Raw genomic sequence first — 13,302 nt, 5'->3', positions numbered from 1 at the left:
AGCTCGCGGCGCTCACCCGGCCAGTGCCGGGCGGCGCGCGTAGCGGCTCTCGGGCCTGGTCAGCCCGAAATGATCGCGCAGCGTGGTGCCGGTGTACTCGGTCCGGAAGATGCCGCGTTCCTGCAGAATCGGCACGACGGTCCGCGCGAACACCTCGAGACCTCCCGGGTAGTACGGCGGCATCACGTTGAAACCGTCGGCCGCGCCGTTGCGGAACCATTCCTCGATGGTATCGGCCACCTGCTCGGGCGTCCCGGCGAAGACGCGGTGCCCGCGTGCACCGGCGAGGCGGTGCAGCAGCCCGCGAACCGTCGGCCGTTCCCGCTCCACGATGCCCGCGACGACCTGCAAACGGCTGCGACTGTTATCGGTGACATCCCCCGCGTCGCTGAACAATTCGAGGGGAACCGGCCCGTCCAGCGGCAGATGGCGCAGACTCGTGCCCGCGATGGACTCCAACTGCTTGAGGCCGTAGTCGGGAACGGTGAGTTCGTTGAACTCGCGCTCCAGTTTCTTGGCCTCGGCCTCGGTGTCGGCGATGAACGGGCTGATGCCCGGCAGGATCTTGATCTGGTCGGGATCGCGGCCGAACGCCCGGGCCTGGGCCTTGATATCGGAGTAGAAGGCCTGTGCGTCCACGAGCCGCTGGTGGGCGGTGAAGATGGCCTCGGCGTATTTGCCCGCGAAGGCGCGGCCGTCGTTGGACGCGCCCGCCTGCACGAGCACCGGATGCCCCTGCGGGGTGCGGGGAGCGTTGAAAGGCCCACGCACCTTGAGGTGTTCGCCGACGAAGTCGATCTGATGGATCTTGTCCGGATCGGCGTAGATACCCGCTTCCTTGTCGAGCAGGATCGCGTCGTCTTCCCAGCTGTCCCACAGCGAGACCACCGCGTCGACGAATTCCCTTGCCCGCGCGTAACGTTCGGCATGATCGGGATGCGCTTCCAGCCCGAAATTGGCCGCGGCGAGATCGGTGCCGGTGGTGACGATATTCCAGCCCGCGCGACCACCGGAGATATGATCGAGGGTGGAGAACAGGCGAGCCAGGTTGTAGGGCTCGTAGTAGGTGGTCGACGCCGTCGCGATCAGACCCAGATGCGTGGTGGCCGTGGCGATCGCGGTGAGCAGCGTGATGGGCTCCAGTCCGGAAACCGCGTTGTGCTTCACATCGGCGCGCAACGCCGGGCCGTCGGCGAAGAAGACAGCGTCCAGCTTGGCCGCTTCGGCGGTCCGGCCGATCTCCTGGTAATAACTGACGTCGTAGATCCGCTCCGGCCTGCTCTGCGGATGCCGCCACGCGGCTTCGTGATGTCCGGACGGGTAGATGAAGGCGTTGAGGCTGAGCTGACGTGGCTCGGTCATGAAGGCTGTTTCGCTTCCTCGCGAGTATTCGACGGGATCCCTTCGGCACCGACACCGAGGCCGGCGAGCAGGATCTCGCGCAAACGAACGAATTCCGGATCACCGTGGCGGCGTGGACGCCCCAACTCGATGCGCTGATCGAGCACGATCTGCCCCTCGTCGAGGACCAACACCCGATCGGCGAGCAGCACCGCCTCGTCCACATCGTGGGTGACCAGCAGGACCGCGGGCTTGTGCTTGGCGCACAACTCCTGCAGCAGTACATGCATCTTGATCCGGGTGAGCGCGTCGAGCGCGCCGAAAGGCTCGTCGGCCAGCAGCAATTCCGGTTCCCTGACCAGGGAACGGGCCAGCGCCACGCGCTGCTGCTCACCACCGGACAGTTCCTTGGGCCAGGCCCGTTCGCGCCCGGCCAGACCCACTTCGGCCAGCGCCGTGCGCCCGCGTCCCGCGGCGTCGGATCCGCCGAGACCGAGTGTCACGTTGTCCAGCACCCGCAACCACGGCAGCAGTCGCGAATCCTGGAACACCACGGCGCGTTCGGACGGCACGGTCAGGTCGCCCGAACCCGGTACGTCGTAGTCGAGTTCGGCCAGCGCGCGCAACAGCGTGCTCTTGCCCGAACCGCTGCGCCCTAGCAGCGCGACGAATTCACCGCGCGCGATATCGATATCGATCCCGCGCAACACCACGCGCTCACCGAAACCACGACTGAGGTTGCGCAACCGGACGATGGCGGATTTGTTCAGTCTCCCAAGGTCTGTCGCCATGACAGCGCCCTCCTCTCGGTCGCGCGCACGGCGATATCACCGAGCAGGCCGAGCAGGCCGTAGATCACCAGGCCGACGACGATGACGTCGATCTGGCCGTAGGTGCGGGCCTGCGTCATCAGGTAGCCGATACCGCTGGTGGCGTTGACCTGTTCCACCACGACCAGCGCCAGCCACGCGATGGTGACGGCGAGGCGAAGTCCGGTGAAGAATCCCGGCAGTGAGCCGGGCAGCGCTACCTTGCGGATGAAACCCCAGCGGGAAAGCCCCACGGTCTGAGCCAATTCCACGTAGCGGGCATCGACACTGCGCAGATGCGCGTGGGTGTTGATGTAGATCGGAATCGCCACGCTGGTGGTGATGACGATGAGCTTCATCTCCTCGCCGATGCCGAACCACACGATGAACAATGGAATCAGCGCCAACGTCGGAATCGACCGCTTGATCTGGATCGGGCCGTCCACCACCGCCTCACCGACTCGGCTCAGACCCGCGACGAGCGCGAGCACCAGTCCGACCAGCACACCGATGCCGAGACCCCAGCCCGCCCGCTGCACCGAGGTGAGCAGATTCGATTGCAGCCTGCCGTCCGCGATCAGGTCGCCCGCGGTCTGGGCCACCGTCCACGGCGCGGGCAAGGTCTCCGGATCCAATGATCCGGTCGCCGAGCCGATCACCCAGGCCGCGATCAGCAGCACCGGGCCGATCGCGATTCCCCCGGGGATCGCCCGCCCCGGGCCCAGCCTCGGACGCGCGGGCCTGCGCTGGGCGAGCACCTTCGTCGACGCGGCCCTGTCCGCGCGTTGCAGCCTCCCGAATACGCCTGCGTCGGCCGTCCTGATAGCCATATCAGTTCTTCTCTCGCACGAATGTGGCTCCCGCCGCGGGCACGGTCTCGGAGATGACCGCTTCGAAGCGAAGATCGAAGCCGTTGGACGCCTTCACCTTCCTCGGCGACTGACCCGCCGCGTCGATCACATCGATGGTCGACTGCTGCTGGTCGACCAGCGCCTGGTCCAGATGCGGGAACGTGTAGGTGCCCAGCGAATCGATGATCCGCTTCGCGTCCTCGGGACCGACCTTCTGGTTGTCCACGTAGTACTTCTGCGCCCACTCCTCCGGATGGGTGTTCACCCACTGATAGGCCCGCACATAGGCGCCGACGAGCGCGCGCGTCGCGGCCGCCTCGGCCGGATCCTGCACCACCGCACGCCGGGCGTACAGGTAGGCCAGACCGCTGTAGATACCGGTCGTCTCCGAATCCGGAATCAAGGACGCGCCCTGGGTACGAAGGAACCGGGTCACGTTCGGCTCGATGAGCGGCGCGACGTCGACCTGTCCGGTCCGGACCGCGTCGGGGAATTCGGCCAACTGCAATCGGACGAGCTGCACGTCATCGGGTTTCAGATTCGCCTTGTTCAACGCGCGCAATACCGCCGCCTGCTGAGCGGTGCCCTCGGCGTAGGCGATCTTCTTCCCCTTCAGATCCACCAGGCGGGTGATCGAACGCCCCGGCGCCACCGCGAGTTTCATCGCGCTCGGCGCGGTCTGGTACGCCGCGATGATCGGCACGTCCTGACCGGCGATCAACGCGTGGATCGGGGGAACGTCACCGACCGGCGCCACATCCGCCGCCTCGGCACGGAACGCCTCGAGGATCGCGGGCCCGCCGACGAAATTGGCGAACTGCACCTTGAACGGCAGCTTGTCCAACTCGCCCGAAATTCGCAGCGCACTCTGCAAGCGCTCGGACTGATCAGCAATGGTCAGGGTGGTACCGGCGGGGATCTCGGTGGGCAGCGGAGCATCAGCATTGGTGGTACCGACCGGTTCGTCATTACTCGCGCACCCGGTCAGACCAAGGCTCGCAACAGTAGCCACGGCGAGCAACGCGGCGATCGTGCGGCCACGAAGGCCGGGGAACATCGTACTTGGTCGATACATGCCGGTGATTCAAACAAGTTGCCACGCCCCTGCATACGGTTTGGTTTGCCCTGATTCGAACTCCGAACCCGGCGGTTCGACCTCCCTCGTTACTCCGTCGCCCGTCACTCGACGTCGACGAACCGCAGCGCACCGATTTCGGCATCCCCCGGATTCCCGGCGGTACTCGCCACCTTGCAACTCGGCCTGGTGCTCGCCCAGCACTCGGCGCTCAGTCTCGCCACTCCAGTTCGATCGGCGCTCACCGCTCGATGCTCCAGGAGGCGGTCGTGACCTGGGCTGAGCCGCGAACCTTCGCGTACAGCGGATCACCGACGAACGTGCCCGGCTCGTTGGTCCCGCACGCGACCACGACGGCGACATCGGCGCAGCCGGGATCGGCCCGCGCCTGCGCCGACCAGAACACGGGCAGAGTCGCGGTGCTGGGCCCACGCGTCACGGTCGATCGGGAGGTCAGTGGCACCGGCAGCAGCAACGTTGGCGGTGGCGGTGGCGGTGGCGGGCTCGGGGCTCGGGGCTCGGGGCTCGGGGCTCGGGGCTCGGGGCTCGGGGCTCGGGGCTCGGGGCTCGGGGCTCGGGGCTCGGGGCTCGGGGCTCGGGGCTCGGGGCTCGGGAGGATGGTCTCAGCGCGGGGCGGCAGTGTTCTGGGTGGCCCTGGCTTGCGCTTGGTAGCGCTGGACGAATGGCAGCACCTGGTCGGTGATCACCCGGTTGTACTCGCTGGGCCGCTGTCGGGGGTTGGCGTGGCCCGTATTGCGTGGGAATGCGACGAGCAGGGTTCCGTCTACGCCACCGACCTGCTCGACCAGGACCCGGTGCGAATATTCGACGTCGACCACGCCGTCCGCGGCGGGATCGCGCGGACGCAGGAAAACGATGGCGGGGGGCGGTTTTCCATCGACAGGCTCGGACAGCGCACGCAGATCGTTCACCGCGCCGCCCGCCACGATCGCCAGGAATTGCGCTTCGATCAGACCGTTACTCGCCGCGTCGGCCGAGTAGATCTTCTCGCGCAACACCTCGTCGAGGACCGAACGCAATTCGTCGAACCGTATGCCGGGCAGTCCGTAGCCGGTCTCGTCGACGAATTGCTCTCGACGCGCATAGGTTTCGACAAGCAGTCGCAACCCGCGGCTCTCTCTCGCGCCCGGCAGCCACCCCATCCAGCGCACCATATCCTCACCGCGGCCCCGACTTTCGGGACGCACGGCGTTGAGATCCATCGGCGTGCAATCCAGCAGCACCGCCACCAGCCGCCGATCGCTGTCGGTGTGGATATGTTTGGCGACTTCGAGCGCGATCACCCCACCCATACTGTGCCCGACGAGGATCACGTTCTTCAGACCCGACATCTGCGCCGCGCGGGTGATCAGATCCGCGATGACCTTGGTATCGATACCGCGGTTGTCGTATTTGATCGCCCACACCACACCCATGCGACTCAGCGAGGGGAGCGCGGCGGCGGTATCACTGGCATTGAGCCCACCCAACCCGACCATGTCGACGACGACCGTATCCCAGTTCCGGCTGTCGGCGGGCGCGGCGATAGGCAGTACGGCCGGCTCGGTGCGTGCCAGACGCGCGCGTTCCGGGGCCACGTCGATCGCCCAGTACTGCGCGAACACGATGAGCCCCGCGACGAGCAGCGCGGCGACCCGTAGCAGCATCAGCCTGGTGCGGCGCAACGTCAGCCAGTCGTGTCCGAGGCGAGTCGCTCGGAATCGAGCCTTCCGTCGCGCATCGTCCCAGTCCGAAATGCTGGACGGATGCCGATCGTCCAACGGCGACATCACTCCACTGTGCCTCCATTCCGTCCCCGCCGCCTCTCGACCCGCGAGCGCCCCTCCCTCGTCGTGCACATCCCTCGGATCCACGCGGCCGCGCCGATCACAACATCGGCGGCGATACCCACCCCTGTTCGGCTCAATCAGTTCGGCACCCACGAACGAGGAGACACAGCGTGAAAAGCGACGGCTGATCAGGCAGTTCGATCTACGGCGCACCGTTCTGGAACCAAGCCGGGACGCCACAGCGTCACCCTCACCTGTCGACGGCCGTAGGGCCACGGCCATCAGGCGATCGGCGACGGTCACCCCACCCGCAGCGCGACAGCGCGACAGCGCCGAAATAACGCTTACGCGGCCTGTTGCCAGCCGCTTGTATGGCCGCCAAGGATCAGGGGGCCGACAACGATTCCGCCAGCTCCGCGAGTTTGCCGAGTGAGATCCGCCAGCCCAATTCGTTGTCGTCCGGCGCCACCCCCGGCGGGAGGCCGTCGTGTAGTGCCATCAGGTCGGTGCCGCCCTGCTCCGCGTCGGCCAGGCGGTAGGTGATGGTCATCTCGCCGCGGATATCCGGATCTTCGGTCTCGAATTCGACGACCTGTACGACCTGTTCATCGGGAACGAGGGTGACGAAGCGGCCGCCGAACGTGTCGGTGTGCGCGGTGGTCTTGCCGATAGCCGTCGGATCGTCGTAGGTCAGCGAAATACGGAAGGCCCCGCCCGGCTTCGGATCGAATTCGTGGACACGACTGGTCATTCCGGTGGGAACCATCCAGGTCCGCACCGCGTCCGCATCGATCAACACGCGATAGACCACCGACCGCGGTGCGCCGATATGTCTGCCGATTCTGGTGGTGGCCACGCGCTCCACCGTAGTCGGCGAGCACTCGGCCGCAAGGGCGCCGACGAGCGGTGAGAAGTCGTGGAACGCGGAAAGGCCCCCAACAGTGTTGGGGGCCTTTCGCAATGATGTTCCGGCGGTGTCCTACTCTCCCACACCCTGTCGAGTGCAGTACCATCGGCGCTGGCAGGCTTAGCTTCCGGGTTCGGAATGGGACCGGGCGTTTCCCTGCCGCTATGGCCGCCGTAACTCTATGAAACTATCCACACAACAGCGCCGACACCCCACCACACTCCGTGTGTGCACGAACCCGGGATCCACACTCCCTGCACCGTTTTCACGGTCGAGACAGTGTCTTCCGGGTTCGCATACACACCGAAAGTGTTTTCGGGTGTCTGCCGCAGTGTCTGTGTGTTGTTTCAGATACCGCACAGTGGACGCGTAGCTTCTTTGTTGGTAAGTCCTCGGCCTATTAGTACCAGTCACCTACACCCGTTACCGAGCTTCCAGTTCTGGCCTATCAACCCCATGGTCTGTAGGGGGCCTTAACCACTCGAAGGTGGTGAGAAACCTCATCTTGGAACAGGCTTCCCGCTTAGATGCTTTCAGCGGTTATCCCTTCCGAACGTAGCTAACCAGCAGTGCCCTTGGCAGGACAACTGGCACACCAGAGGTTCGTCCGTCCCGGTCCTCTCGTACTAGGGACAGCCTTCCTCAAGTTTCTGACGCGCGCGGCGGATAGAGACCGAACTGTCTCACGACGTTCTAAACCCAGCTCGCGTGCCGCTTTAATGGGCGAACAGCCCAACCCTTGGGACCTACTCCAGCCCCAGGATGCGACGAGCCGACATCGAGGTGCCAAACCATCCCGTCGATATGGACTCTTGGGGAAGATCAGCCTGTTATCCCCGGGGTACCTTTTATCCGTTGAGCGACACCGCTTCCACTTGCCGGTGCCGGATCACTAGTCCCGACTTTCGTCCCTGCTCGAGCTGTCGCTCTCACAGTCAAGCTCCCTTGTGCACTTGCACTCGACACCTGATTGCCAACCAGGCTGAGGGAACCTTTGGGCGCCTCCGTTACATTTTAGGAGGCAACCGCCCCAGTTAAACTACCCACCAGGCACTGTCCCTGAACCAGATCATGGTCCGAGGTTAGAAGTCCAATACGATCAGAGTGGTATTTCAACGATGACTCCACAAACACTGGCGTGCCCGCTTCACAGTCTCCCACCTATCCTACACAAACCGTACCGAACACCAATACCAAGCTATAGTGAAGGTCCCGGGGTCTTTTCGTCCTGCCGCGCGTAACGAGCATCTTTACTCGTAATGCAATTTCGCCGAGTCTGTGGTTGAGACAGCTGAGAAGTCGTTACGCCATTCGTGCAGGTCGGAACTTACCCGACAAGGAATTTCGCTACCTTAGGATGGTTATAGTTACCACCGCCGTTTACCGGGGCTTAAATTCTCAGCTTCGCCATTACTGGCTAACCGGTCCTCTTAACCTTCCGGCACCGGGCAGGCGTCAGTCCGTATACATCGTCTTACGACTTCGCACGGACCTGTGTTTTTAGTAAACAGTCGCTTCTCACTGGTCTCTGCGACCACCACCAGCTCAGGAAGCAAGTTCCGTCACCAGCGTTGGTCCCCCTTCTCCCGAAGTTACGGGGGCATTTTGCCGAGTTCCTTAACCACAGTTCTCTCGATCGCCTTAGTATTCTCTACCTGACCACCTGTGTCGGTTTGGGGTACGGGCCGTGTACCAACTCACTAGAGGCTTTTCTCGGCAGCATAGGATCACTGAATTCGCCTCAATCGGCTACGCATCACCTCTCAGGCACATGAGACACGGATTTGCCTATGTCTCGCCCTACAGGCTTACACCAGTACAACCACTGACTGGCCCAGCTACCTTCCTGCGTCACCCCATCGCTTGACTACTACAGCCAGGATCGTATGCAGCCACATCCGGCCTCCCGAAGGAGGTCCATCCGCTTTTGGATACTTAGCACAACTGATTCACCATTTGGCGCGGATACACGGGTACGGGAATATCAACCCGTTGTCCATCGACTACGCCTGTCGGCCTCGCCTTAGGTCCCGACTCACCCTGGGCGGATTAACCTGGCCCAGGAACCCTTGGTCATTCGGCGGACGAGTTTCTCACTCGTCTTTCGCTACTCATGCCTGCATTCTCACTCCTGTAGCCTCCACGGCTGGATCACTCCGCCGCTTCCATGGCCACAGGACGCTCCCCTACCCATCCACACCACTGCACAACCCCCCGCAAGGAGAAGTGAATGTATTGCGTGAATGCCGCGGCTTCGGCGGTGTACTTGAGCCCCGCTACATTGTCGGCGCAGGATCACTTGACCAGTGAGCTATTACGCACTCTTTCAAGGGTGGCTGCTTCTAAGCCAACCTCCTGGTTGTCTTCGCGACCCCACATCCTTTTCCACTTAGTACACGCTTAGGGGCCTTAGCCGGCGATCTGGGCTGTTTCCCTCTCGACTACGAAGCTTATCCCCCGCAGTCTCACTGCCACGCTCTCACACACCGGCATTCGGAGTTTGGCTGATTTCGGTAAGCTTGTAGGCCCCCTAGACCATCCAGTAGCTCTACCTCCGGTGTGAAACACGTGACGCTGCACCTAAATGCATTTCGGGGAGAACCAGCTATCACGGAGTTTGATTGGCCTTTCACCCCTACCCACAACTCATCCCCTCAGTTTTCAACCTAAGTGGGTTCGGGCCTCCACGACGTCTTACCGTCGCTTCACCCTGGCCATGGGTAGATCACTCCGCTTCGGGTCTAGAACATGCGACTCGAACCGCCCTATTCGGACTCGCTTTCGCTACGGCTACCCCACACGGGTTAACCTCGCCACATGCCACTAACTCGCAGGCTCATTCTTCAAAAGGCACGCCATCACCCACCACCCACTAAAGGATGCACAGGCTTTGACGGATTGTAAGCGCACGGTTTCAGGTACTATTTCACTCCCCTCCCGGGGTACTTTTCACCTTTCCCTCACGGTACTAGTCCGCTATCGGTCACCAGGGAGTATTCAGGCTTACCGGGTGGTCCCGGCAGATTCACAGCAGATTTCACGGGCCCGCTGCTACTCGGGCATCATCCACAACAGCCGCTCGGTTTTCGTCTACGGGACTCTCACCCTCTACGACAGGCCGTTCCAGACCACTTCGACTAACCCAACGGTTTCTGACTGTTGCTCGACTCGGCAGAATCGAGAAGAATGACCCCACTACCCCACACGGACAACCCCTGCCGGGTATCACATCCGCATGGTTTAGCCTCATCCGCTTTCGCTCGCCACTACTCACGGAATCACTGTTGTTTTCTCTTCCTGTGGGTACTGAGATGTTTCACTTCCCCACGTTCCCTCCACACACCCTATATATTCAGATGCGGGTAACACGACATCACTCGTGCTGGGTTTCCCCATTCGGAAATCCTCGGATCTCAGCTCGGTTGACAGCTCCCCGAGGCTTATCGCAGCCTCCTACGTCCTTCATCGGCTCCTGGTGCCAAGGCATCCACCGTACGCTCTTAAACACTTACTAACAAAGATGCTCGCGTCCACTGTGCAGTTCTCAAACAACACACCCACTCGAATCCGAACCCCGCACCAGCAGAAGACTTTCCAGCCTCCCCGGTATGAACAAGAAATCCGAGCAGATCGTTATCGTTTCCCATGAAAGAAACACTCGCGTGTTCTCTCAGGACCCAACAGTGTGCCGATATATTCGAACGCCGGCCCTCCACTGAGGAAGAACCATACGACGACGAAGATTGCCAGTGTTCCACCCATGAGCGTCCGCCGGAAAACGAATGTTCCCGAAACGGTCTCTGACGCAACCACACTCACCTATGTGACGGATTACGTAGAAGTGCTCCTTAGAAAGGAGGTGATCCAGCCGCACCTTCCGGTACGGCTACCTTGTTACGACTTCGTCCCAATCGCCAATCCCACCTTCGACGGCTCCCTCCCACAAGGGGTTAGGCCACCGGCTTCGGGTGTTACCGACTTTCATGACGTGACGGGCGGTGTGTACAAGGCCCGGGAACGTATTCACCGCAGCGTTGCTGATCTGCGATTACTAGCGACTCCAACTTCACGGGGTCGAGTTGCAGACCCCGATCCGAACTGAGACCGGCTTTAAGGGATTCGCTCCACCTCACGGTATCGCAGCCCTCTGTACCGGCCATTGTAGCATGTGTGAAGCCCTGGACATAAGGGGCATGATGACTTGACGTCGTCCCCACCTTCCTCCGAGTTGACCCCGGCAGTCTCCTGCGAGTCCCCGGCATAATCCGCTGGCAACACAGGACAAGGGTTGCGCTCGTTGCGGGACTTAACCCAACATCTCACGACACGAGCTGACGACAGCCATGCACCACCTGTACACCGACCACAAGGGGGCCTACATCTCTGCAGGTTTCCGGTGTATGTCAAACCCAGGTAAGGTTCTTCGCGTTGCATCGAATTAATCCACATGCTCCGCCGCTTGTGCGGGCCCCCGTCAATTCCTTTGAGTTTTAGCCTTGCGGCCGTACTCCCCAGGCGGGGTACTTAATGCGTTAGCTACGGCACGGATCCCGTGGAAGGAAACCCACACCTAGTACCCACCGTTTACGGCGTGGACTACCAGGGTATCTAATCCTGTTCGCTACCCACGCTTTCGCTTCTCAGCGTCAGTTACTTCCCAGAGACCCGCCTTCGCCACCGGTGTTCCTCCTGATATCTGCGCATTTCACCGCTACACCAGGAATTCCAGTCTCCCCTGAAGTACTCTAGTCTGCCCGTATCCCCTGCAAGCTTAAGGTTGAGCCCCAAGTTTTCACAGAAGACGCGACAAACCGCCTACAAGCTCTTTACGCCCAGTAATTCCGGACAACGCTCGCACCCTACGTATTACCGCGGCTGCTGGCACGTAGTTGGCCGGTGCTTCTTCTACAGGTACCGTCACTTGCGCTTCGTCCCTGTCGAAAGAGGTTTACAACCCGAAGGCCGTCATCCCTCACGCGGCGTCGCTGCATCAGGCTTCCGCCCATTGTGCAATATTCCCCACTGCTGCCTCCCGTAGGAGTCTGGGCCGTGTCTCAGTCCCAGTGTGGCCGGTCACCCTCTCAGGTCGGCTACCCGTCGTCGCCTTGGTAGGCCATTACCCCACCAACAAGCTGATAGGCCGCGGGCCCATCTCGCACCGATAAATCTTTCCACCAAGGAACATGCATCCCCAGGTCATATCCGGTATTAGACCCAGTTTCCCAGGCTTATCCCGAAGTGCGAGGCAGATCACCCACGTGTTACTCACCCGTTCGCCGCTCGTGTACCCCGAAGGGCCTTACCGCTCGACTTGCATGTGTTAAGCACGCCGCCAGCGTTCGTCCTGAGCCAGGATCAAACTCTCCGTTGAAGACTCACGAAACACCCCGAAAGGCGAATCAGAAATATCTAACCAGAGTCCGAAAACCCAGCAAAACAAAACGCCAACAAAAAACTTTTGCTGACTAATGTCCAACCCATCCCATACGGGGGTACGAAAGGGCCGGAACCAAATAAAACATTTGGCACTGACATTCATCGACACACTATTGAGTTCTCAAAGAACACACGCACACACCATCTCACAAGCAATCCGCTCGATCAATCAGCGAGGCAACTTAACCAGCTTAGCGCAGCCAATCACCCGAAACCAAATCCAGGATCTCAACCGAACCAGTGCGATCGCCAGGCGCTCCTCGTACTACCTCGTTTCCCAGGCCTCGCCCAGCCTCTCGGCTCTGCGTGGCGGCTCCGGGTCGGTGTCCGTGTCGCTCTGACTTGGATAAAGTTACGTAGCCGTGTGCACGATGTCAAATCGCCTGGTAGACGGCCTGGATCGACCATTCTTCAACGGTGGGCGGTCAGAAACGCCGGTTCGAACCAGCCCCGGGCGGTCTCGGTGAATCGAAAACGGTCCCAAGCGCCCGCGCCCTCCGGAATCGCGCCGACGAGTTCCACTCCGGTGACCCTCGGCAGATCGTCGCGATTGCATTCCGAGGCGAGGTCCGGGTCCGCGGGCCACGCGCCGATGACCAGTCCCGCACATCGCACGCCGGCTGCCGAGAGCGCGCGGGTCGTCAGTTCGCTGTGGTTCAGGGTGCCCAGGCCCGCCGCGGCGACGACGAGCACCGGGGCGTCGAGTTCCCTCGCCAGATCGGTCAGGGTGAATTCACCGAGCCGGACCAGCAGACCGCCCGCACCCTCGACCAGGGTGAGGTCGGCATCGCCCAGCTCGCGGATCGCGGCGACGGTCTCCCGCAGGGTCAACAGGGGTTGCCCGCAGCGCACGGCGGCGGTGTCCGGCGCGAGCGGGTCCGGGTAGCGCGCGAGTTCGATGCCGCGATCGATGCCACTCAGCCGGGCGATGTCGGCGAGGTCGCCGGGCTCCCCGGGGTCGACTCCGGTCTGCGCCGGTTTGCATACCGCGACCGAACGGCCATCGGCCGCCGCGGCGGCGGCCACGGCGGCGGTGACCACCGTTTTACCGACACCCGTCGAGGTTCCGGTGACGAGCAGGATGCTCATGCCC

General features: G+C 62.2%; 9 protein-coding genes and 3 rRNA genes. All 12 read right to left on the bottom strand.

Annotated elements, in window-relative coordinates; genetic code table 11:
• Positions 1-12: 12 nt before the first annotated feature.
• The 12 genes from OG225_RS04140 to bioD all read right to left on the bottom strand — a co-directional run bounded on the left by OG225_RS04140 (position 13) and on the right by bioD (position 13,298).
• Positions 13-1,362, bottom strand: coding sequence for an LLM class flavin-dependent oxidoreductase (locus OG225_RS04140; protein ID WP_405180466.1), 1,350 nt, complete (start codon positions 1,360-1,362; stop codon positions 13-15).
• Positions 1,359-2,132 carry an ABC transporter ATP-binding protein gene (locus OG225_RS04135; RefSeq protein WP_405180465.1) on the bottom strand — a complete coding sequence of 258 codons (774 nt, stop codon included), beginning with the start codon at positions 2,130-2,132 and terminating at the stop codon, positions 1,359-1,361. Before OG225_RS04135 ends, OG225_RS04140 begins: the two co-directional genes overlap by 4 nt.
• On the bottom strand, positions 2,108-2,980 hold the full coding sequence (locus OG225_RS04130; RefSeq protein WP_216909138.1) for an ABC transporter permease: 873 nt from the start codon (positions 2,978-2,980) through the stop codon (positions 2,108-2,110). The genes OG225_RS04135 and OG225_RS04130 overlap by 25 nt, the downstream gene beginning before the upstream one ends.
• A 1-nt stretch (position 2,981) precedes the next feature.
• The gene (locus tag OG225_RS04125; protein WP_405180464.1) at positions 2,982-4,076 is read right to left on the bottom strand and encodes an ABC transporter substrate-binding protein; all 1,095 of its coding nucleotides are present in this window, start codon (positions 4,074-4,076) and stop codon (positions 2,982-2,984) included.
• Between the two features lie 104 nt (positions 4,077-4,180).
• A complete protein-coding gene (locus OG225_RS04120; RefSeq protein WP_405180463.1) occupies positions 4,181-4,321 on the bottom strand; it encodes a hypothetical protein in 141 nt (46 codons plus the stop codon).
• Positions 4,318-4,515: a hypothetical protein gene (locus OG225_RS04115; protein ID WP_405180462.1), complete on the bottom strand. Its 198-nt coding sequence runs from the start codon at positions 4,513-4,515 to the stop codon at positions 4,318-4,320. Before OG225_RS04115 ends, OG225_RS04120 begins: the two co-directional genes overlap by 4 nt.
• A 184-nt stretch (positions 4,516-4,699) precedes the next feature.
• A complete protein-coding gene (locus tag OG225_RS04110) occupies positions 4,700-5,866 on the bottom strand; it encodes an alpha/beta hydrolase (RefSeq protein ID WP_216918338.1) in 1,167 nt (388 codons plus the stop codon).
• 385 nt (positions 5,867-6,251) lie between these two features.
• Complete coding sequence (locus OG225_RS04105; RefSeq protein WP_405180461.1) at positions 6,252-6,722, bottom strand: SRPBCC family protein; 471 nt, start codon at positions 6,720-6,722, stop codon at positions 6,252-6,254.
• A 110-nt stretch (positions 6,723-6,832) separates the two neighbouring features.
• A 5S ribosomal RNA gene (rrf, locus tag OG225_RS04100) occupies positions 6,833-6,949 on the bottom strand.
• Between the two features lie 204 nt (positions 6,950-7,153).
• A 23S ribosomal RNA gene (locus OG225_RS04095) occupies positions 7,154-10,287 on the bottom strand.
• Positions 10,288-10,625: 338 nt separating this feature from the next.
• Positions 10,626-12,144, bottom strand: a 16S ribosomal RNA gene (locus OG225_RS04090).
• The 16S, 23S and 5S rRNA genes sit together here, the layout of an rRNA operon.
• A gap of 476 nt (positions 12,145-12,620) precedes the next feature.
• The gene (bioD, locus tag OG225_RS04085; RefSeq protein WP_405180460.1) at positions 12,621-13,298 is read right to left on the bottom strand and encodes a dethiobiotin synthase; all 678 of its coding nucleotides are present in this window, start codon (positions 13,296-13,298) and stop codon (positions 12,621-12,623) included.
• Positions 13,299-13,302 lie beyond the last annotated feature (4 nt).

This window comes from Nocardia sp. NBC_01377 (genome assembly GCF_045040005.1).
GTDB lineage: Bacteria > Actinomycetota > Actinomycetes > Mycobacteriales > Mycobacteriaceae > Nocardia > Nocardia noduli.
This window is presented reverse-complemented; position numbering and strand designations above follow the sequence as displayed.